Annotated in this window: 20 protein-coding genes; 10 read left to right on the top strand and 10 right to left on the bottom strand. The window is 68.1% G+C overall.

The features are described from left to right. Positions 1-168: 168 nt before the first annotated feature. From ACLJPX_RS14390 to ACLJPX_RS14380, 3 genes are all read right to left on the bottom strand, one after another. Positions 169-654, bottom strand: a complete 486-nt coding sequence (locus ACLJPX_RS14390) for a hypothetical protein (protein WP_410600516.1) — start codon at positions 652-654, stop codon at positions 169-171. 225 nt (positions 655-879) lie between these two features. Beyond that, on the bottom strand, positions 880-1,401 hold the full coding sequence (locus tag ACLJPX_RS14385; protein ID WP_410600515.1) for a hypothetical protein: 522 nt from the start codon (positions 1,399-1,401) through the stop codon (positions 880-882). A gap of 73 nt (positions 1,402-1,474) precedes the next feature. Next, positions 1,475-2,311 (bottom strand): Bax inhibitor-1/YccA family protein, encoded by an 837-nt coding sequence (locus ACLJPX_RS14380; protein WP_410600514.1) that lies wholly within the window; start codon positions 2,309-2,311, stop codon positions 1,475-1,477. A 314-nt stretch (positions 2,312-2,625) separates the two neighbouring features. Between ACLJPX_RS14380 and ACLJPX_RS14375 the strand changes: the two genes are divergently transcribed. The 4 genes from ACLJPX_RS14375 to ACLJPX_RS14360 all read left to right on the top strand — a co-directional run bounded on the left by ACLJPX_RS14375 (position 2,626) and on the right by ACLJPX_RS14360 (position 8,120). Then, positions 2,626-4,095 (top strand): SpaA isopeptide-forming pilin-related protein, encoded by a 1,470-nt coding sequence (locus ACLJPX_RS14375; protein ID WP_410600513.1) that lies wholly within the window; start codon positions 2,626-2,628, stop codon positions 4,093-4,095. A gap of 13 nt (positions 4,096-4,108) precedes the next feature. Then, positions 4,109-4,795: a class F sortase gene (locus ACLJPX_RS14370; protein WP_410600512.1), complete on the top strand. Its 687-nt coding sequence runs from the start codon at positions 4,109-4,111 to the stop codon at positions 4,793-4,795. Positions 4,796-4,894: 99 nt separating this feature from the next. After that, the gene (locus tag ACLJPX_RS14365; protein WP_410600511.1) at positions 4,895-6,886 is read left to right on the top strand and encodes an SDR family oxidoreductase; all 1,992 of its coding nucleotides are present in this window, start codon (positions 4,895-4,897) and stop codon (positions 6,884-6,886) included. Between the two features lie 118 nt (positions 6,887-7,004). Beyond that, positions 7,005-8,120, top strand: coding sequence for a cell division protein DivIVA (locus tag ACLJPX_RS14360; protein ID WP_410600510.1), 1,116 nt, complete (start codon positions 7,005-7,007; stop codon positions 8,118-8,120). A gap of 81 nt (positions 8,121-8,201) precedes the next feature. On the opposite strand, the gene ACLJPX_RS14355 is transcribed toward ACLJPX_RS14360, so the two are convergent. Together ACLJPX_RS14355 and ACLJPX_RS14350 are read right to left on the bottom strand one after the other, a co-directional pair. Next, entirely contained in the window at positions 8,202-9,527 is a 1,326-nt protein-coding gene (locus tag ACLJPX_RS14355) for an amidase (protein WP_410600509.1), read from the bottom strand. Positions 9,528-9,555: 28 nt separating this feature from the next. Then, positions 9,556-10,650, bottom strand: a complete 1,095-nt coding sequence (locus tag ACLJPX_RS14350) for an alkene reductase (RefSeq protein ID WP_410600508.1) — start codon at positions 10,648-10,650, stop codon at positions 9,556-9,558. On the opposite strand from ACLJPX_RS14350, the gene ACLJPX_RS14345 reads away from it, so the two are divergent. After that, positions 10,649-11,131, top strand: coding sequence for a MerR family transcriptional regulator (locus tag ACLJPX_RS14345; RefSeq protein WP_410600507.1), 483 nt, complete (start codon positions 10,649-10,651; stop codon positions 11,129-11,131). The two genes, ACLJPX_RS14350 and ACLJPX_RS14345, sit on opposite strands and share 2 nt — an antisense overlap. A gap of 6 nt (positions 11,132-11,137) precedes the next feature. Here the strand turns inward: ACLJPX_RS14345 and ACLJPX_RS14340 are convergent, their stop codons facing one another. From ACLJPX_RS14340 to ACLJPX_RS14330, 3 genes are read right to left on the bottom strand one after another with little or no spacing between them, the layout of a single operon-like run. After that, complete coding sequence (locus ACLJPX_RS14340; protein ID WP_410600506.1) at positions 11,138-11,713, bottom strand: TIGR03086 family metal-binding protein; 576 nt, start codon at positions 11,711-11,713, stop codon at positions 11,138-11,140. 5 nt (positions 11,714-11,718) lie between these two features. After that, positions 11,719-12,204 (bottom strand): SRPBCC family protein, encoded by a 486-nt coding sequence (locus ACLJPX_RS14335; RefSeq protein WP_410600505.1) that lies wholly within the window; start codon positions 12,202-12,204, stop codon positions 11,719-11,721. Between the two features lie 29 nt (positions 12,205-12,233). Then, positions 12,234-12,584: an ArsR/SmtB family transcription factor gene (locus ACLJPX_RS14330; protein ID WP_101610550.1), complete on the bottom strand. Its 351-nt coding sequence runs from the start codon at positions 12,582-12,584 to the stop codon at positions 12,234-12,236. A 309-nt stretch (positions 12,585-12,893) separates the two neighbouring features. Between ACLJPX_RS14330 and ACLJPX_RS14325 the strand changes: the two genes are divergently transcribed. The 4 genes from ACLJPX_RS14325 (at position 12,894) to ACLJPX_RS14310 (ending at position 17,263) form a co-directional block, all read left to right on the top strand. Then, positions 12,894-14,132, top strand: coding sequence for a glycoside hydrolase family 3 N-terminal domain-containing protein (locus ACLJPX_RS14325; protein WP_410600504.1), 1,239 nt, complete (start codon positions 12,894-12,896; stop codon positions 14,130-14,132). 138 nt (positions 14,133-14,270) lie between these two features. Beyond that, a complete protein-coding gene (locus ACLJPX_RS14320) occupies positions 14,271-15,209 on the top strand; it encodes an alpha/beta hydrolase family esterase (RefSeq protein ID WP_410600503.1) in 939 nt (312 codons plus the stop codon). Between the two features lie 106 nt (positions 15,210-15,315). Continuing rightward, positions 15,316-16,020: a TetR family transcriptional regulator gene (locus ACLJPX_RS14315; protein WP_410600502.1), complete on the top strand. Its 705-nt coding sequence runs from the start codon at positions 15,316-15,318 to the stop codon at positions 16,018-16,020. A 37-nt stretch (positions 16,021-16,057) separates the two neighbouring features. Then, a complete protein-coding gene (locus tag ACLJPX_RS14310) occupies positions 16,058-17,263 on the top strand; it encodes a cytochrome P450 (RefSeq protein WP_410600501.1) in 1,206 nt (401 codons plus the stop codon). Here ACLJPX_RS14310 and ACLJPX_RS14305 read toward each other — a convergent pair. Together ACLJPX_RS14305 and ACLJPX_RS14300 are read right to left on the bottom strand one after the other, a co-directional pair. Beyond that, the gene (locus ACLJPX_RS14305) at positions 17,260-17,901 is read right to left on the bottom strand and encodes a histidine phosphatase family protein (RefSeq protein ID WP_410600500.1); all 642 of its coding nucleotides are present in this window, start codon (positions 17,899-17,901) and stop codon (positions 17,260-17,262) included. The two genes, ACLJPX_RS14310 and ACLJPX_RS14305, sit on opposite strands and share 4 nt — an antisense overlap. Before the next feature lie 98 nt (positions 17,902-17,999). After that, a complete protein-coding gene (locus tag ACLJPX_RS14300; RefSeq protein ID WP_101610556.1) occupies positions 18,000-18,797 on the bottom strand; it encodes a TIGR03084 family metal-binding protein in 798 nt (265 codons plus the stop codon). Positions 18,798-18,926: 129 nt separating this feature from the next. Here ACLJPX_RS14300 and ACLJPX_RS14295 point away from each other — a divergent pair, with 129 nt between their 5' ends. After that, positions 18,927-19,373: a MerR family DNA-binding protein gene (locus ACLJPX_RS14295; RefSeq protein ID WP_410600499.1), complete on the top strand. Its 447-nt coding sequence runs from the start codon at positions 18,927-18,929 to the stop codon at positions 19,371-19,373. Positions 19,374-19,455: the final 82 nt, after the last annotated feature.

Genomic DNA, 19,455 nt, shown 5'->3' with positions numbered 1-19,455 from the left:
GACCGGTGACCGTCCGGTCGCAGCCCGTCCCACACTGTGCGACGAATGGGGGCTCACACACGGCCGGATGGCGGCGGCGATACCAAAGGTCCCTTGCTCCCCCAGCGCGTGAAGGCCCCCTTCCCGCAGCTGAGCCGAGAGAAGGGGGCCTTCACGCGAAACGACGGATTACTTGTCGCCCTTGATGACGCACATCGTCGTCGGCGGGGTCGAGTAGCTGATGGCGTTGGTGGCTTCAGTGCCTTCGCACGCCGCCTTGTCCGCCTGCCCCTCGGCGATCTTCACGAACTCGACCTCCTTGGCCGGGTCCGAACAAGGCACCTTCTTGTAGCCCGCGGTGCCCGCGCCGAAGTTGGTCAGGCAGTCACCCTGCTTGGCGTTGATCATCAGGCAGAGCTTGTACGAGATGCGACCGGACTGCGAGTACTCGTCGTACGGGCCTTCCGGGCAGGACTCGTTGTCGCCCACCTTCGCCGCGACCTTGACGTTGGCTTCGGCGACCCCGCAGTCGGCCTGCTTCGGGTCGGCCTTGCTGGTGAATTCGGTGACCGCGAGGCAGTCACCGACCTTGGCACCGTCGGTGCCGGTCAGGTAGTTGACCGCGTACCCGCCGGCGACGAGAACGACGATCACGATCGGAAGCGCGAACTTCAACCACGCGAGCTTGGACCGCTTGGGCGCCGCCGGCTGTACGCCGGGAGGCGGTCCGAAAGCGTCGGGCTGTCCCACCGGCGTTTGGCCCCCAGGGGCCGGCTGGGAAGTGGTCACCGAGAAACCTCACAGTTGTGAAGAGGAATGAGAACCTCGGTATCAAACACGCACCGTGATCAAGGTCATGAACCGGGCCCCCGAAAGAGTGAAAGCCCCTGGTCGAGTCTGCTATTTGCCGCTCTTGATGCACAGTGTCGAAGGCGGTGTCGAGTACACCTCGAGGTGAGTCGCCTGAGTGTCCTCGCAGGCCTTGTCGCTCGCGACACCGTCGGCGACCTTCACGATCTCCGCGTCCTTCGTGGGATCCGTGCAGGCCACCTTCTGGTACGCCACCGTGTCGGCCAGGAAGTTGACCAGGCAGTCGCCCTGTTTCGCGTTGATCATCATGCAGAGCTTGTACGAGGAGAACGTCCCGTCGACGCTGAGTTCGTCGTACTCGCCGTCCGGGCAGGCGACGCCGCCTTCGGTCCTCGCGCCGACCTTCGCGTTGGCCTCCGCGGAACCGCAATCCGCCTTCACCGGATCGACGCCGACGTTGCCGAAGGTGGTGATCGCGTAGCAGTCGCCCACTTCGGCGTTGTCCGTACTGGACACGTAGCCGACGATCCAGGTCGTGGCGCTGAGCAGAACGATGGCGACCGGCACCAGGATGCCCACCCAGAACCACTTCGAACGCTTGTGCTCGGTCATGTCAGCAGAGTATTCACCACGACGAAAAGGGCGCCCCGATCGCTCGGAGCGCCCTTTCACGGAGAGACATCGGTCATTCGCGGAAGTACGACAGCAACCGCAGGATCTCGAGGTACAGCCAGACCAGCGTGGTCATCAGGCCGAAGGCGACGTACCAGGACCACTTCGACGGCGTGCCTTCGCGGATCATCCGGTCGGCCTGGTCGAAGTCGAGCAGGAAGCTGAACGCCGCGACACCGATCACCACGAGGCTGAAGATGATCGCGATCGGACCACCGTCACGCAGCGGGTTGAAATTGAAGAAAAGGCTGGTGACGAGGTTGACGAGCATCATGATCGCGACGCCGACCACGGCGCCGATGATCCACTTCGTCAGCTTCGGGGTGACCTTGACGGCACCCGTCTTGTAAACGACCAGCATCGCGATGAAGACACCGGCGGTACCGACGATCGCCTGCAGCGCGATACCGGGGTACAGCGCTTCGAACAGACCACTGAGCGCACCGAGGAAGACACCCTCGACGGCCGAGTACGCCAGCGTGAGCGGGCCGCTCGGCATCTTCTTGAAGATGATCACCAGCGAGATCACGAGGCCGACGATCATCGAGCCGACGAGCGCGCCGATCACGGCACCGGGGATGCCGATGATCTTGCCGGACGCCGACAACGGGATCTGGCTGATCGCCCAGATCGCGGTGAGCACACCGGTCACCAGCGCGGTGCCGAGGCTCAGCGCCGTCTTGATGACGACGTCGTCGACGGTCATCGGACGGTCGTCGGCACCGGCGGAGGTCTGCGGAGGGCCGTAGCCGGGCACGCCGCCCTGGGGTTGGTTGAAGCCTACGTTGGGTCCGTACTGCGCCGCGCCACGCGGCAGGTTCCGGAACGCCGGGTTGCTACTGGATCGCACCTGATCCTCCTGGATCTACTGGCACCTGCATGGGGTTCAACGACCGCGGGGGCCGCCCGGTTCCCGTCGAAGTAAAGACGACTTTACCCACATTCCCGGCGAGACCCATCCCCCACACCGTATGCGGCGGAGATCACCGACCGTTCACCGATACCCCACCTGATGCCCTATTGCCAAAACCGCTGCTCACAGGACACCCTGCACGTTGCGTGTTCGGTTACTCACCGAAGGCGTGTCGGGGAACCTATCGATCGTGTGACCTGCATCGACGTAAAGGCGCCGGGGCAGAGCACGGCCAAAGGAGTCAACACACCATGGGGTGGACCACACGCCCGAGCGTGCGTTCGCGCGCCTTGACCAGCCTGATCGCGACGTGCCTGCTCGGCGCCCTGTCCGCCACCGTCGCGGTGACACCTGCTTCGGCCGCCGACAACGAAGGCGTCGGCTACAAGATCACACCCGGCCAGACAGTCGACAGCAAACCCAGGGACCGAGACTGGCTCGGTTCCTACGTCGTCAACGGCAAGCACGTGTTCTGCGTCAGCTTCCAGCTGAAGGCGCCGGGCTCGGCCGAGAAGTACAAGCCCGGCGACGAACTCCTCGACAAGTGGGGACAGAAGCTGCCGGACGACATCGCGGCCAACATCTCCTACCTGCTCCTGCGCTACGGCGGCACGCAGGACAACGCCGAGGCGGCGGCGCTCGCGCACCTGCTGCACTCGTGGACGTCGAAGCCGCGCTCCGACGCCGACCTCAAGCCGAACCTCAAGCCGGACGAGATCGGTTACGACATCCAGGGCGCCCTCGGCAAGCTGAAGGCGCAGCACGCCGATGCCGCCACGGCCCTCGAGAAGATGACCAAGGACGCCGAGGCCAACCGCGGGCCGTGGACCACCGCGATCGCACCGCCGAAGGAAGACCAGCACATCGGCACCGCGGGCGAGTGGACGATCAGCGTCAAGAACGCCAAGGGCAAGGGCATCTCCGGAGTACCGGTGAAGCTGACGCCGTCGAACGCGACCGTCGACGGCGGTGAGACCACCAAACCCGCGTCGACCTCGACAGCCAAGGCCGAGAAGGCCACCACGGTGAAGACCGGCGAGGACGGCACAGTCACGGTCAAGGTGACGCCGACCGGCGAGCAGCCGAAGCTGGCCAGCTCGCTGTCCGCCCCCGCGGACCGGCCATACGTGCAGTTCCCGCTCCAGACAGGCGTGCAGAAGGTGGTCTCGACCGGTGGCGAGAAGGAACTGAAGGCGCAGGGTGTCGCCGTCGTCTCGAAGCCGGGCAAGGTCCAGGTGACCAAGGTCGACGCGAAGACCGGCAAGGGCATCGCGGGCGCCGCGCTGCGGATCACGGGCAAGGACAAGTCCGCCGCCGCTCTCGGCCAGGACGGCAAGCCGCTCAACGGCGCCGACGGCAAGCCCGCCGTCGTCACCACCGAAGGCGAGACCGGGACGGTCACCGTGGAGAACCTGCGGACCCCGCAGGAGATCTGCGTGGTCGAGGTCAACGCGCCGCCGGGCTACACCAACGCGTTCGACCCGAAGAATCCGCCGTCCGCCTGCGGCGAGGTCAAGCCGGGTGAGACGCTGGCGCTCAAGGTCGCCAACACGCCCAACGAGGTACCGCGCACCATCCCCGCCGGCGACCGGCCGGTGGCGATGATGCAGGGCACCGTCGAGAACTCGGCGTCGACCGCCGGGATCCTCGGCGTCGGCGCGCTCGCGCTGCTCGGTTCGCTGATGGTGGGCGTGGCCGCGCGGCGGTCTTCGCGACGCTAAAGAGGGTTCAGGAATGTCAGTACGACGCGGGTTCGCGCTGGGAGCCGTCACGGTCCTGTGCGCGGACCTCGTCGCGGCCTTGATCATCTGGCCGCCGACGACCGTGGTGGCGGGGACGGCCCAGCCCGTCTCCGTCTCCGTCGCGGGCGGCGCCCCGGCCGCACCTGCGCAGCAAGATGTCGCTCCGCCGCCGCCGGAGATCGTCCCCACGACGCCTTCGGCCACTCCGCCGCCGCCGAAGGAACCCGAAGCCCCGAAACCGCAGGGCCCGGGGACGATCCGGCTGCCCGCGGGCGGCGCGGCGAAACTCGTGCGCAAGGAACTCGGGCCGGGCGCGGAACTGCCGGTGCCGGAAAACCTCGGCGAGGTGACCTGGTGGGGCGCCGAGCTGAGTTCGGCGACCGGGGCGAGCGTGTTCGCCGGGCACGTGAACTGGAAGGGCGCGACAGGCCCGTTCGCGGAGCTGTGGACCGAGCGGATCGGCGGCGCCGTCACCGTGGTCGACAAGGCCGGGAAGTCCTGGCAGTACAAGGTTTCCCAGCTGATCACGCTGAAGAAGAACGAACTGCCGCAGCGGGCGGACGAGTTGTTCGGCCAGTCCGGTCCACATCGGATAGTCCTCGTCACCTGCGGCGGCCGCTGGGTCGGCGGGGAGACCGGCTATGCCGAAAATCGGGTCGTCATCGCCGACCCGGCCTAGTTACCCGTGAGTAACTTCACGGGTGCCGTGGTGGTCAGCGCCGTGGTGATGCAGCAGAATGCCGGTGGACGCGGGCGAACACGGTGAAGGGTGAAGCAGATGGCGACTTTTCTGGTGACCGGGGCGACCGGACTGATCGGGCGCCAGTTCACCCGGCTGCTGCTCACCAGGGAGGACGTCGACGAGGTCGCGCTCGTTGTCCGCGCGTCCTCGCGGGACAAACTCGCGAAGCTCGTGAACGCCTGGCCGCATCCGGAACGCGTCACCCTCGTCACCGGTGACCTCGGCGAACCTCTGCTCGGCGTCGGCCAAGAGGACCGCGAGACCCTTCGCGGTGTCGACCACGTCGTGCACCTCGCCGCCCTCTACGACCTCACCGCCGACGACGAAGCCAGTATCAAGGCCAACGTCGAAGGCACCACGCAGGTGATCGCGCTCGCCGCCGAGCTGAACGCGGGCTGCCTGCACCACGTGTCCTCGGTCGCCGTCGCGGGCGACCACGAAGGCATGTTCACCGAGGAGATGTTCGACGTCGGCCAGCGGCTCGTCACGCCGTATCACCGCACGAAGTTCGAAGCGGAGCGCCTCGTGCGCGAGCAGCAGGACGTGCCGTGGCGGGTGTACCGGCCCGCGGTCGTGGTCGGGAACTCCGAGACCGGCGAGATGGACAAGATCGACGGCCCGTACTACCTGTTCCCCGCGATCAGCAGGCTGGCCGGGCTGCCCGACGTGCCGATCGTCGGCCCCGACCTCGGCGACACCAACGTCGTCCCGGTCGACTACGTCGCCAAGTCGCTGCTCGCGCTGGTCACCACCAAGGGCCTCGACGGACGCGCGTTCCACCTGGTCAACCCGGAGCCGCAGCCGGTCGTCTCGGTCTACAACGCCTTCGCGAAGGCGGCGGGCGCGCCGACGATCTCCGTGCAGCTCAACGAACGCGTGTCCAAGGGCATCGTCAACCTGGTGAAGCTGAGCGAGCACATCCCCGGCTTCACGATCGCGCGCGACGCCGTGATGGAGCGGCTCGGCATCCCGCCGGTGCTGCTGGAGACGATGGCGTTCCCGTCGGTGTTCTCGTCGGCGTCGACCCGCAAGGCGCTCATCGGTTCCGGTGTCGAGGTGCCGCGGATCGAGGACTACGCGCCCACCCTGTGGCGCTACTGGCGTGAGCACCTGGACCCGTTCCGCGCGCGCAAGCACGGTCCTCGCGGCGAACTGGACGGCCGTCGCGTGATCATCACGGGCGCGTCGTCGGGGATCGGCCGGGCGACCGCGATCAAGGTCGCGGCGGCGGGCGGGGTGCCGCTGCTGGTGGCGCGGCGCCAGCACGAACTCGAAGAGGTCCGGGACGAGATCATCGCCGCGGGCGGCACGGCGTCGGTGTACCCGGCCGACCTGACCGACGAGGAGTCGGTGCACAAGGCCGTCGACGCGATGCTCGCCGACCACGGCCGGATCGACATGCTCGTGAACAACGCCGGCCGGTCGATCCGGCGTTCGATCAAACTGTCGTACGACCGGTTCCACGACTACGAACGCGCGATGGCGATCAACTACTTCGGCGCGGTCCGGCTGATCCTCGCGGTACTGCCGCATATGTCCGAACGGAAATTCGGGCACATCGTCAACGTCTCGTCGATCGGTGTGCAGGGAATCGCGCCGCGCTTTTCGGCGTATGCGGCGTCGAAGGCCGCTTTGGACTATTTCTCCCGGATCGCCGCGACCGAGACCCACGGCGACGGAATCACCTTCACGACCATCCACATGCCACTCGTGCGCACGCCGATGATCCGGCCGACGAAGATCTATGACGCGTTTCCGACGAAATCGCCGGATCAGGCCGCGGACATGGTGATGAAGGCGCTGAAGGAACGTCCGAAGCACATCGGCACACCCGCCGGGCAGGCCATCGGTCTCGCCTACACGCTCACCCCGGGGCTCACGGATGCCGTGGCCTACCAAGGATTCCGCGTGTTCCCGGACTCGGCGGCCGCGGGTGGCGGCGGCGGGCTCAAGATCGGCAAGGGCGAGCAGCATCTGTCCCGCGCCGCGATGGCCCTCGCCCGGCTCAGCCGCGGCTTCCATTGGTGACACTGCGCACACGGGTGGCGGCCGTTCAGGTGAGGAACAGCAGCTGAAAGACGACACACGTCGGTGAATCACCAAGCCTGACAACGGCGACGCCGGGTACGCAGGTACCGTCGTGACCATGGTTCCCGAGCGAGACAACGGCCTGTTGCCCCTGCGGCGCGAGTACACCCAGGCCTGGCACGGCTTCGACCGGAACGAAGTGCGCCAGTATCTGGATCATCTCGAAGCCCAGCTGCATCGCGTGATCACCGACCGCGACGCCGCGATCGCCCAGGCGACGTCGGCGTCGCGCGAACTCGAAACCGTGCGCCACGAGGTGGCGAAGCTCAACGCCAGGATCGAGGAGCTCAAGAAGCCGCCGGAGCGGCTCGAGGACCTCGACGAGCGGATGCAGCGCACCGTCACGCTCGCGCAGGCTCGTGCCGAAGAGGTCACGAAGCGTGCCGAGGTCGCGGCCGAGAAGCACTGGGCGTCTTCGAGCGAGGCGTCGAAGAAGCTCCGCGAGCGCTACACGCGGCTCGTCGCCGAACTGGACAAGCAGGCGGACGCGCTGCACTCCGAGCACGAATCCGCGCTCGCCGAGACGCGGGCCGAGGTCCACCGGCTGACCGTCGAGGCCGCCCAGCGCCGGGAACTGCTGGACAACGAGGCCGAGCGCAAGCGCCGGAAGATCGAGCGCGAGTTCGAGCAGACGATCACGGCTCAGCGCACGTCGCACGAGAAGCACATCGCCGACCAGCAGACGGCCAGCAAGAACCAGGCCGAACGCCGGATCGCGGAAGCGACCGCGGAGGCCAAGCGCCGCGTCGACGAGGCCACCGCCGAGGCCAAGCGCCGGCTCGACGAGGCCACGACGACGGCCGCCCAGCGCACGACCGCCGCCCAGCGGAAGGTCGAGAGGCTGGCGGAGATCCGCGAGCAGGCCCGCAAGAGCCTGCTGCAGGCCGACGAGGTCCTGAAGGGCAGCGAGACGATGCTCGCGGCACTGCCCGAGGAGTCGGTGATCCCGCACGCTTCGAAGCTCGTCGGCGGCGACAGCAAGGCCGAAGAGACGAAGCCTGCCGCCAAGCCCGCCGAGCAGCCCGCGTCGAAGGCCGCCGCCCCGGCCAAACCCGCTCCCGCCAAGCCCGCTTCTTCGGCGCCTGCCGCCGCTGCGCCGAAGAACGGACAGGGCGAGCAGAACGGCCCGAAGGCGAACGGCCAGAAGCCGTCGCCCGCCAAAACCGGCTCCTGACCAGCGCGAAGTAGCAAGGGACCTTTGCTATCACTCTCTTTCGGAGAGTGATAGCAAAGGTCCCTTGCTCTCTTTCCAGGGTCAGGAGGTGGTGGTGCGGGGCCAGGGGTTGGCCGCTTCGAGCTGGGCCGCGAGGCCGAGGAGGAGCGCTTCCCCGCCGGGCGCGGCGACGAGCTGAACGCAGGCCGGGATGCCCGAAGGATGCACGCCGACCGGCACCGACATGGCCGGATAGCCCGCGAGATTCCACAGACCGGCGAAGCCCGCGACGCGTACGGACGGCAGCACGTTGGCGATCCACCGGCTTTCGTGCCACCTGCGGGCCTTGAGCGGGAGACTCGCGAGCATGGGCGTGACCAGGACATCGTGGTCGGCGAAGAATTCTTCGGCACGCTCCAGCCAGCGCTCGCGGGTGGTCTCGCGGACCCGTTTCGCCATCAGATGCCCGAGCCGGACGTGCGTGCGCGTCCGGGGCTGGAGTGCGCCGAGATCGAACTCGGCCGCTTGTTCGGCCGGGCCCGCGACCCACCGCGCTAGGAGGCCGCCGATGGCTCCTGCGCTGTACCGGGGCGTTCCGGGCGCGACAGTGTGCCCGGCCGCGCGGAAAAGCTCTCCGGCCTGGGCGACGGCCCGGCTGAATGCGCGCGGCAACGGCGCCCTCGTCAACGGGACCTGAGTCGACAGGGCGATGCGGGACCGCTTCGGGTCGGCGAGGTCCGCCAGGCCGGGCTGTTCCGCGAGGACCGACATCAGCACGGCCGCGTCGGCCACGGTGGTCGTCATCGGACCGTGCGTGGACAGGCCGAACCAGCCGTCCTCACCCGGCACCTGGACCACGCCCTTGCCCGGTTTGAGGCCGACGATGCCGCACATCGCGGACGGCAGCCGGATCGAGCCCAGGCCGTCGGTGCCGTGCGCGATGGGCACCAGCCCGGCCGCGACGGCCGCGGCACTCCCGCCCGACGAACCGCCCGCGGCGTAGGACGGATTACGCGGATTGCGCGCCGTCCCGTCCGGATCGTCGCTCGACGGCCAGATGCACAGCTCCGGCACCCGGGTCAGGCCGACGATCACCGCGCCGGCCGCGCGGAGGCGTCGCGCGATCTCACCGTCCTCTTTGGACACCGTCGACGAGCCCGCACGCGATCCCCACGAGGCGTACTCGCCTTCGACCGGCGCGACGTCCTTGACCGCGATCGGAACTCCGGCCAGGGGCAGGTCGGCCAGGTCCGCGCGTTCGGCGACGGCCGCGGCCTCGGCGAGCGCCTCTTCGGCCCGGACCCGGCGGAACGCACCGATCACCCCGTCGGCCGCCGCGATCCTGGCCAACGCCTCACGGGTCACCTGGACCGGGTCGAGTTCCTTGGCACGCACAGCCGCCGCGATTTCCACTGCCGTCTTGACCATCCCCGCACTGTAGAGCGGGCCGCGAAGATCAGCTGCGCGCCGAACAGGCGAACTTCGCCGAGTCCGGTTCGAAAGCCGGGAAATCGGTGTAGCCGTCGAGCCGGGCGCCGTAGTAGACGGCGTGGTCCGCCCGGGCGAGCGGGGCGTCGAGCGCGAATCGGGCGGGCAGGTCCGGGTTCGCGATGAACAGCCTGCCGAAGGCGACCACGTCGGCCAGCCCGGCTTCGAGCAAGGACTCACCTTCGGCCTGGGACGTCGGCTCCTCAGAGCGAAGGTTCGCGACGAGCGCCCCCGGCCACAACGGCCGCAGGTAGGACAGCGCCTCGGCCTCCGGAGTGTCGATGACGTGCAGGTACGCGAGCTCGTGCCGGCGTAGTTCTGTGAGCAGTCGTGAATACACCTCCTTCCAGTCGTCTTCCACGATGTCGTTCTCCGGGTTGCCCGGCGAAATCCGCAGAGCGACCCTGGCCGCGCCGACCTGTTCGGCCACGGCCGCCACCACCTCGAGCGGGAAACCGATCCGGGCGGCGGGCGAACCGCCGTAACGGTCTTCCCGGCGATTGGTGTTGCGGGCGAGGAACTCCTGGATGAGGTATCCGTTGGCACCGTGGAGTTCCACGCCGTCGAACCCGGCGTCGACGGCCCGGCGTGCCGCCGCGGCGAAGTCCTGGACGACCTCGCCGATCTCGTCCTCGCCGAGCGCGCGGGGCTCGACCGTCTCCGTCCAGCCGCCTGCCACGAAGATCCGTCCGGCCTGCCGGACCGCCGATGGCGCCACCGGGGTCCGGCCCATCACACCGGGGTGGGAGACCCGGCCTGCGTGCCAGAGCTGCGCGAAAACGCGGCCACCTTCCTCGTGCACGGCCTCCGTCACCTCACGCCAGGCCTCGGCCTGGCGGTCTGTCGCCAGGCCGGGGATACCCGGACCGCTCTTGCCGGTCTCGGTGACCCAGACACCTTCACTCACGATCAAGCCGGCGCTCGCACGTTGCGCGTAGTACTCGGCTGTCAGCGGATGTGGCACGCCTGTCTTGTCGTCGGCTCGCCCCCGGGTCATCGGGGCCATCGCGACGCGGTTCGGCAACCGCATCGCGGCACCGCGAAATTCTTCGAGCAGCCTCATGAACGCGAAGCTAAACCCTGACACCGGCGTCACGGTCAACCTCGGTGTCCCCGGTTACTGTGGCCTCATGCGGATCGGCGAACTGGCGGAGCGGACCGGGGTGAGCGTCCGCTCGTTGCGGTACTACGAGACGGAAGGCCTGCTGCGTCCCGACCGGAGCGGCAACGGCTACCGGACCTTCACCGAGGACGACATCGCCCGGGTTCTGCAGATCCAGCTCTTCTATTCGGCCGGGTTGTGCAGCGGCAAGATCGCGGAACTCCTTCCCTGTGTTTCCGGCGACGACACACATTTGGTGCCTTCACCGGAGATGACCGGTGAACTGGAGATCGCCAAGACCCGGATCCAGAACCAGATCTCCTTGCTCACCACCTCTCTGTCGGTTCTGGAGCGTGTCCTGGCCGCGGCCAAGGGGACCGACGCCGCCGAGGTCCCGGTTCCTTCCCGGCCGGCCCGGCGACACCGGGGCATTCACGTCTGACCGCTGTCAGGCGTTCGGATCGCGGCCCAGCAGCCCGAGCAGCCTGTCCTGCAAAGGCGCGTCCTCGGGCACTTTCACTTCGGGACCGAAGACGACGATTCCCGGCCCGAAGGCACCGGGGATCCTCATCTGGTCGGGGATCTCCTGCGCTCCGGGCCACATCCGGGCGACCTCCGCCGGGTCGATCGTGCCGTCCTGACCGGTGGCACGGGCCAGATCCCAGCCGTGGACCACCATGTCGGCGCTGACGACCTGGTCGATGTGCTGCCCGGCGGTCATCTTCCCCGCCGGTGTCTCGTGCTCCGTGGCCACGAGCACGGCATCGGCGAGGACGGCCTCGACATCGGCACGAGCCGCCCGGAAGGCGCCGAGCGGGTCTTCCAGGAGTGACGGCGCCGGCCCGAGCTCACGTCCGACCGGGCGCAGCATCGCGCCGTGCATGTCGACGATGTGCCCGACGACATCCCTGGCGTTCCAATCAGCGCACGGAGACCTGTTCTCCCACTGCCCGGCTCCGACGGCGGCGACCTTGCTCTCGAAGGCGTCGGCCCGGACGCGATAGCGGTCCGCGATGGCGTTCATCGTGTTCACGCCCTCGCGGAGACGGCCACGACCTCGGCCAGTTTGTCGAAGCCTTCGCCGACGCCCCGCTCCATCCCGGATTCGAGCACGGCGTCCCGGATCCGCTCCGAGCCGTACCGCAGCACCTGGGTCAGGGTGGTCACTCCGCCGTGTTCGACCAACGTCAGCGTCGCCAGAGCCTGCCCTTCCGAGGCGTCGCAGTCCTCGTTCGTCTCCAGGGACACGAGCCTTTCCGGACGGCTGATCTCCTGGTAGACGCCCTGCAGCACCATCTCCATCCCGCCGTCGTGACGCAGCCGGTAGCGCCACCTGCCGCCGACGCGCAGATCGATCTCGCACTCGACGACCTCGCAGCCGCGCGGACCGAACCAGCGGCGAACCAGCTCCGGTTTGGTCCACGCGTCGAACACCAGCGCCTTCGGCGCGTCGAAGGACCTCGTCATGACGATCTCGAGATCGCCGGATTTCACCACGCTGAGAGTGCGTCCCATCGTGTTGTTCCTTTCCGCTCGTGCGGTGGTCAGTCGGTCTCGTCCCGGCGCTCCGGGTGCCGCAACTCGTCTTCGAGGACGAGGTCCAGTTGCGAGAAGGCCTCGTCCCAGTAGCGGCGGTAGCCACCGAGCCATTCGTTCGCGTTCTTCAGCGGCTCGGCCACCAGGCGGCAGGGGCGACGCTGGGCGTCACGCCCCCGTGCCACCAGCCCTGCCCGCTCCAGCACTTTCAGGTGCTTGGAGATGGCCGGCTGGCTCATCGCGAACGGCTCGGCCAGCTCCGTCACAGTGGCCTCGCCGCGCGCGAGCCGCGCGAGGATCGCGCGGCGGGTGGGGTCGGCGAGTGCCGCGAAGGTGGCATCGAGCAGATCCTGGGCCACGGTCGCCCGCCTTTCTGTTCTCACAAGCTCGAGCCGTTTTCACAGGTTCTGAGCCTTCTCACGAGTTCGAGTTCTCACGATCGGACTCTCATGCCGCGGCGACAAGAGCCATTCGATAACCTTGCGGTTCCATAACCATGTGGTAATCTACGGCGGAGCAGATCGACTTGTCAAGGCCGAACAGCGGTTTGACGAGGGAGAACACGAAAGAGGAGGGAGGTGGAGCCGAGGCCCGAGCCCGCACGATCACGAACGAAAGGGCACGCGAGCGCGTACTAAAGGGCAACTGGGGTTACCGTCGGTACCGGCATGGACGACGAACGAAACGAGCTGATGAACTCCGGGCGCCCGAAGACGACGAAGCGATGGACGACCGTCATCCTGGGAGCGGCCGCCGTTCTGGCCACCAGCGTGCAGTGCGGTACGGCGAACGAACAGGCCGGATCGGCACAACCGGCCGGGACGGTACCGCCGCGCAGCAGCACTGTTTCGAGTCCGTCCAGCGTCATCCCGCCTCCTTCCTCGCCGTCACCGAGGGCGGAGGAGGCACCTGATCCGGGTTGCGGAACTGTCATCGCCGGGATGAGCCCCCGGCAGCGGCTTGCCCAGCTGGTGGTGGTCGGCGTGAACGCCGGCGATCCCCAGGCTGTGGTGAAGTTGGTGCGCGATCAGCAGATCGGCGGGATCTTCCTCGGCGGCAACGAGACCGCCCTGCTGCAGAACCGCGCGCTGGACGAGGTGCAGCGGGCCGCGAAGGTCCCGGTGTCGGTGGCGATCGACGAGGAAGGCGGCCGCGTTCAGCGGATCGACGCCCTCGACGGCGCCATGCCGAGCGCCCGGAAGATGGCAGCGACCCTGACGCCGGCACAGGTGCGGACGAAGGCGGCCGAGCGGGGCAAGCAGATGCGGGCCCGAGGCGTCACCGTCGACTACGCGCCCGACGCCGACATCACGGACCAGCCGGACCGCGACATCGTCGGCGACCGTTCGTTCGGCTCGGATCCCGAAGTCGCGCGCAAGTACGTCCTGGCGTTCGCGCAGGGCTTGCGGGACGCCGGGGTGCAACCGGTGCTGAAGCACTTCCCCGGGCACGGGCACGCCACCGGGGACTCCCACAAGGGACTGGTGCGCACGCCACCGCTGGCCTCGCTGCGGAAGGTCGACCTGGTGCCGTACCGCGACATCGGCGAGTACGGCGAGGTCGGCGTCATGGTCGGGCATCTGGACGTGCCCGATCTGACCGGCGGAACCCCGTCGACTCTCTCGGCGCCGGCGTACCGGCTGCTGCGGAAGGACTACGCGTTCGACGGCCCGGTGATCACGGACGATCTCGGGGCGATGAAGGCGATCACGGCGCAGTACCCCTTGCCGACGGCGGTCCTCAAGGCCTTGCAGGCGGGGGCGGATCAGGCGTTGTGGTCCTCCGGCGGCAACGTCGGCACGGTGCTGACCACGCTGGAGCAAGCGCTTGCGTCCGGCGAGCTCCCGGCCGCCCGGGTCGACGAGGCACTGACCCGGGTACTCGAGGCGAAAAAGGCCTGCGGCTGACCTGCCGTGGCCCCGGTATCGCGGCCACGACGGAGTGACAGGAAAAGCAGTCCGAAAACTCAATGAACACAATGCTGACCAGGCCGGTGCCGGGAGTGACCCTGATCACCGCCCCGCCGCCCGATCAAGGAGGATCGCGTGCCTGGTCCCACGAAGTATCTACGCCGTCTCGCGCTGATGGCGGCCGCCGCTGCCGGACTGACCCTGCTCGCCGCACCGGTGGCGTCGGCCGCGCCGTCGCCGATCGATCGTCCGGTGCCGACCACCGGCTGCCACCGTCCGTCCCCGGTGCCCGCGGGAGCGACGACGCTGCGGACTTTGACGTCCGGTGGCCTGGTCCGCGAGTACACGGTGCACGTGCCCGAGCGGTACCGGCCGTCGCGGTCGTACCCGCTGGTGTTGTCGTTCCACGGCCACAAGCGGACCTCGAAGTACCAGGAGGAACTCTCCGGGTTCTCCGCGTATGACGCGATTTCCGTCTACCCGCAAGGACTTCCGGGCACTGACGGTGAATCGGCTTGGACCGGCGCACCGTACTCGGCGGCCGCCGACGACGTGCTCTTCACCAGCGACCTGCTGAACGCACTCCAGCGGGAACTGTGCGTCGACTCCCGCCGGATCTACGCGACGGGCAAGTCGAACGGCGGCGGGTTCGTCGGCGTGCTCGCCTGCCGGATGCCGGGCCGGATCGCGGCGTTCGCACCGGTCGCCGGCGCGTTCTACCCGCAGGGCGGCGAATGCCACCCGTCGCGCCCGGCGCCGATCCTCGACTTCCACGGCACGGCCGACGCGACGATCCCGTACACCGGGAATCCCGCCAAGGGCCTGCCGACACTGCCGGACTGGCTCGCCGGATGGGCGGACCGGAACGGCTGCTTCCCGCGCCCGATCCAGTACTCGCCGAAGACCGACGTCACCGTCCAGCGCTGGCTCGGTTGCTCGCTCCAGCACTACCGCGTCGAAGGCGCAGGGCACGTTTGGCCGAGTACGGCGCCCAACAACGACTCCGCCACCCCGACCGTCATCAACGCGACCCCGGTCATCTGGAAGTTCCTGCTCGCCCACCGTCTGCGGTAAAAACCGCCGTTTTCCTTGCCGGACCCGTCACCTCGGCGCTACCGTCGTACTGACCGGATGACCAGATAAGCAAATCTGGTCATGAAGTCAGAGACTGGGAGCACACGTGGCAGAACGTCCGGACCGCACCGCCGGCCGCGCCGATCGCATCCTCGACGCGGCCGGCGTCCTGCTGATCCGGCTGGGCTATCGCAAGGTGACCATCGAGGACATCGCGAAGCAGGCCGACGTCGGGAAGGGCACGGTCTACCTGCACTGGCGCACCAAGGAAAACCTCTTCCACGCGTTGCTCCTGCGTGAATCGCTCAGGGCGGCCGAGAGTCTCCTCGACCGGCTGGACGAAGATCCGGCGGAAGTCATCCCGCATCGATTCCAGCGGACGGTCTTCCTGTACACCCAGCGGAATCCGTTGCTCGGCGCGCTCATCACCGGCAACACCGAACTGCTGGGCCGGTTGAAGAAACATCCCTTGCAGGATCAGGACGCCGTCGTCACCGAGCGGTACCTGAAGACGATGACCGACCGCGGGCTGCTGCGCGACGACATCCCGGACCTGCTCTTCACCCTGCGCGCCTCGGCGCTGGGGTTCTACCTGATGGACAGCTTCACCACCGACGGCACCGGCCTCACCGCCGAGGAAAAGGCCGATGCCCTCGCGCACGTCATCCGGAGGGCGTTCGAGCCGCCGGAGCCGCCGTCCCCGGCGAACGTGGCCGCGACCGCGGCCGAAGTGATCCAAGCGTTCCGGGAGCTGGTCTCGTCCTATCGCGCCTGGATCTACCGGCAGGACGGCACCGAGGAGCCCGCCTGATCCGAGCTCTTCCACCACGAGAAGAAGGGGGCAAGCCATGACCACGATCGCCGAAACCTGGGGTGTCCACGAAAGCCAGTTCTGGCTTCGGGACGAATTCCCGGCCGACCCGGTCCGTTTCGATCCCGAGGCGGGCATGTGGCACGTCTACGGCCACGCCGAGGCACTGAAGACCCTGAGTGATCCCAAGGTGTTCTCCTCCGACACCGCCCGCCTGATCCCCGCGGAGATGTCGCCGGAGAAGGACCAGTTCGTCGAAGGCAACCTGCTCCAGATGGACCCTCCGGACCACAAGAAGCTGCGCACGCTGGTGAGTCACGCCTTCACCCCGAAGGTCGTCGCCGATCTCGAATCGCGGATCGCCGAGTTGACGAACGAACTCCTCGACACCGTCGATGGCGCGGACTCGATGGAACTGGTGACCCACCTGGCTTATCCGCTACCGGTGATCGTCATCGCCGAACTGCTCGGTATCCCGGCCGGCGATCGCGACCTGTTCAAGGAATGGGTCGACAAGTTGCTGAACAACAGCCAGCAGCGGTCGCTGCTCAAGCAGACCGAGGAGGACAAGAAGGCCGCCGAGGAAACGCGCGAGCAGGTGAACAACCTGGTGAACTACCTCTCCGAGCACGTCGACGACAGGCGGCGGAACCCGCGCGAGGATCTGCTGACCAAACTCGTCGAAGCCGAGGTCGACGGCGAGAAACTGACTCAGAACGAAGTCGTCAACTTCGCGAACGTGCTGCTGCTCGCCGGGCACATCACCACCACGATGCTGCTCGGGAACACCGTGCTGTGCCTGGATTCCCATCCGGACGAGTACCGGCGCGTCCGAGAGGACCGTTCGCTGCTGCCCGCCACCATCGAGGAATCGCTGCGTTTCCTCAGCCCGTTCGCGCTCGTCGCGCGCGCCACCACGACCGAGGTCGAACTGGGCGGCCGGACGATCCCGGCGGACAGCATGCTCTTCGTCTGGGTCGCGGCGGCGAACCGGGATCCGCGCACGTTCACGGATCCGGGGACCTTCGATCCGGCCAGGGCGCACAACCCGCACCTGGCGTTCGGCCGCGGGATCCACTTCTGTATCGGCGCTCCGCTCGCCAGGCTGGAAGGCAAGACCGCGCTGAACATCCTGCTGGACCGGTTCCCCGATCTGCGCACCGATCCGGCCGCTCCGCCCGCGTTCATCCCCAGCCCGCACATGACCGGGGTGAACAAGCTCCAGCTGCTGCTGAAGCCCTAGCGGGCGGCGAACCGGGAGGCGAGCGGGACCACCACTCGCGGAATCCGCTTCCCCGGTGTGTACCGCAGTTCGGTGATGTCGCCGTTCGGCACGAGATAGGTGTCGGCGAACGTGCGGAATCCGCGCATGGCCTCACGGTCCGGGGTGGTGGTCCCGGTCAGCAGCGACCACATGACGGCGCGGATGAAGAGTCCGTGCGTGAAGACGGCGATCGGCCCGGGTTCCCGCTCGCCCAGCCGCGTCAGGAATTCCTGGGTCCGGGTGAAGAGCGCGGCGAAGGATTCCGCGCCGTTCACCGCGTGGTGCGGATCGGCCCGGTTCCAGTACGCCTCCGTGTACGGCTTCCGGGTGGCCGTGGTGGTGACCTGTCCATGGAGTTCGCCGAGAAAGGTGAACTCCTGGACAGGCCACTCCTCGCACTCCACGCCGGGGAACCGTTCGATCGTCGGTTCGGCGGTCTGCCGCGCCCGCACGAACGGCGACGTCACGATCAACCGAGGCGGCTCGGCCAGCGATTTCGCGATTTCGCGGGCTTGCCGTCTGCCCAGTTCGGTCAGCACCGAGGCACCCGGCTCGCCGCCGGGAAGCCCCGCGTTCGTCTCGCTTTCCCCGTGCCTGATCAACCACACCCGTGCCACGATCGCCTCCTAGACCCCGTGTGCCTCGACGATCGCACCGAGTGGAGTTGATCGCGACTTCCAGGATGCCGTAAATCACCGTGGACGTGGTGCGGTTCTCAGCGGTCGAACTGCCCCGGCGCGCGCCCCTCGCCCGCGGGCCCGCGGTACGCCTGCGCGATGTCCAGCCAGTGGTCCGCCAGCGCGCCTTCGGCACGGACGTCGAGGTCGTCGCGGTGACGGCGCCGTGTGACCAGCAGGCAGAAGTCCTCCGCGCTGCCGGTGATCCGCTGCCGCGAGTCCTCGGGTCCGAACGTCCACAGCTGGCCGGACGGCGAGGTGATCTCGAAGCGGAATTCCTGCTCCGGCGGGGTCAGGCCCCGGGCCTCGTAGCCGAAGTCCCGCACGCGGACGGCGAAGCCGACGAGGTACGCGAGCCGGTCGGTCCGCTCCGGACGTACCCCCAACGCGTCCGCGACGTCCTGGCCGTGCGCGAACAGTTCCATCATCCCCGCGCAGGCGAGGATGGCCGGCGGCAGCGGGTTGACCAGCCACGGCACGACCTGGTCCGCCGGGACCGCGGCGAGCGCCTTGATACCGGCGTCGCGTTCGGCGCGCCACCGGCTCAGGAGGACCTCGTTGGGGTCACCGAGGTAGTCGTCGAGGGCCGCGTTGACGGCGGCGTCGAATCCCCGCGTCATCGAGCTCTTCATGACTTCGGCGAACTTCTGCGGCTCGGCCGCGGCCAGTCCGGCGATCTTGAAGATGAAGGAAAGATGAGCGATCTGGTGCCTGACCGACCAGCCGCCCGCGGGGGTGGGCAGATCCCATCCCGCGTCGTCCAGCTCGGACACCAGGGCGTCGACCTGTTCACCCTCCGTGGTGAGGTCCCTGATCACGTACCGGAAGTCAGTCACCGTGCCGTCCTCTCGCCGTTTCCACCCTTTCGAATGATGCGGACACGCCGCGCCGTCGTCTTCTCCTCGCGAGCCCGGTCGAATTCCGGACTTGATTCTGGAGCCGGGTCCAAGTTCTACCCTCGGGACATGCGAACCGAAGCGACGACGGCGCTGACGGCGTTGACCATGTCCCAGGTGACGTCACGAGCCGGGGTGCGACCGGACACCGTGCGCTACTACGAGCGCATCGGCCTGCTGCCCGCACCGGCGCGGACCACCGGGGCACACCGGCGCTACGACGAGGGCGTCATCGACAGGCTGCGGTTCATCCGGGGCACCCAGCGGCTCGGGCTCACGCTGACGGAGATCGGCGATCTGCTGAGCGTGCGCGACACCGGGGTGTGCCCGTGCGAACCCGCCGAAACCATGCTCGAACGCCATCTCGCCGAAATCGACGCGGAGATGACACGGCTCGGCGCGCTGCGCGCCGAACTCACTTCCATGCTGTCCGGGATGTCCGGCGAGAGCTGCGCAGATCCCCTTCCCGGCGCGTGGTGCCCGCCTGACCACGAACCCGGAAGAGGAGGTGGATGATCATGCGGAACGACGACTGGTGCGACTGTGACTGCGGCACCGGCTGCTGCTGACCCGCTTCGGCGGGGCCGGCCGGGCGTGA

The organism is Amycolatopsis sp. lyj-90 (genome assembly GCF_046549035.1).
Classification (GTDB): Bacteria; Actinomycetota; Actinomycetes; order Mycobacteriales; family Pseudonocardiaceae; genus Amycolatopsis.
This window is presented reverse-complemented; position numbering and strand designations above follow the sequence as displayed.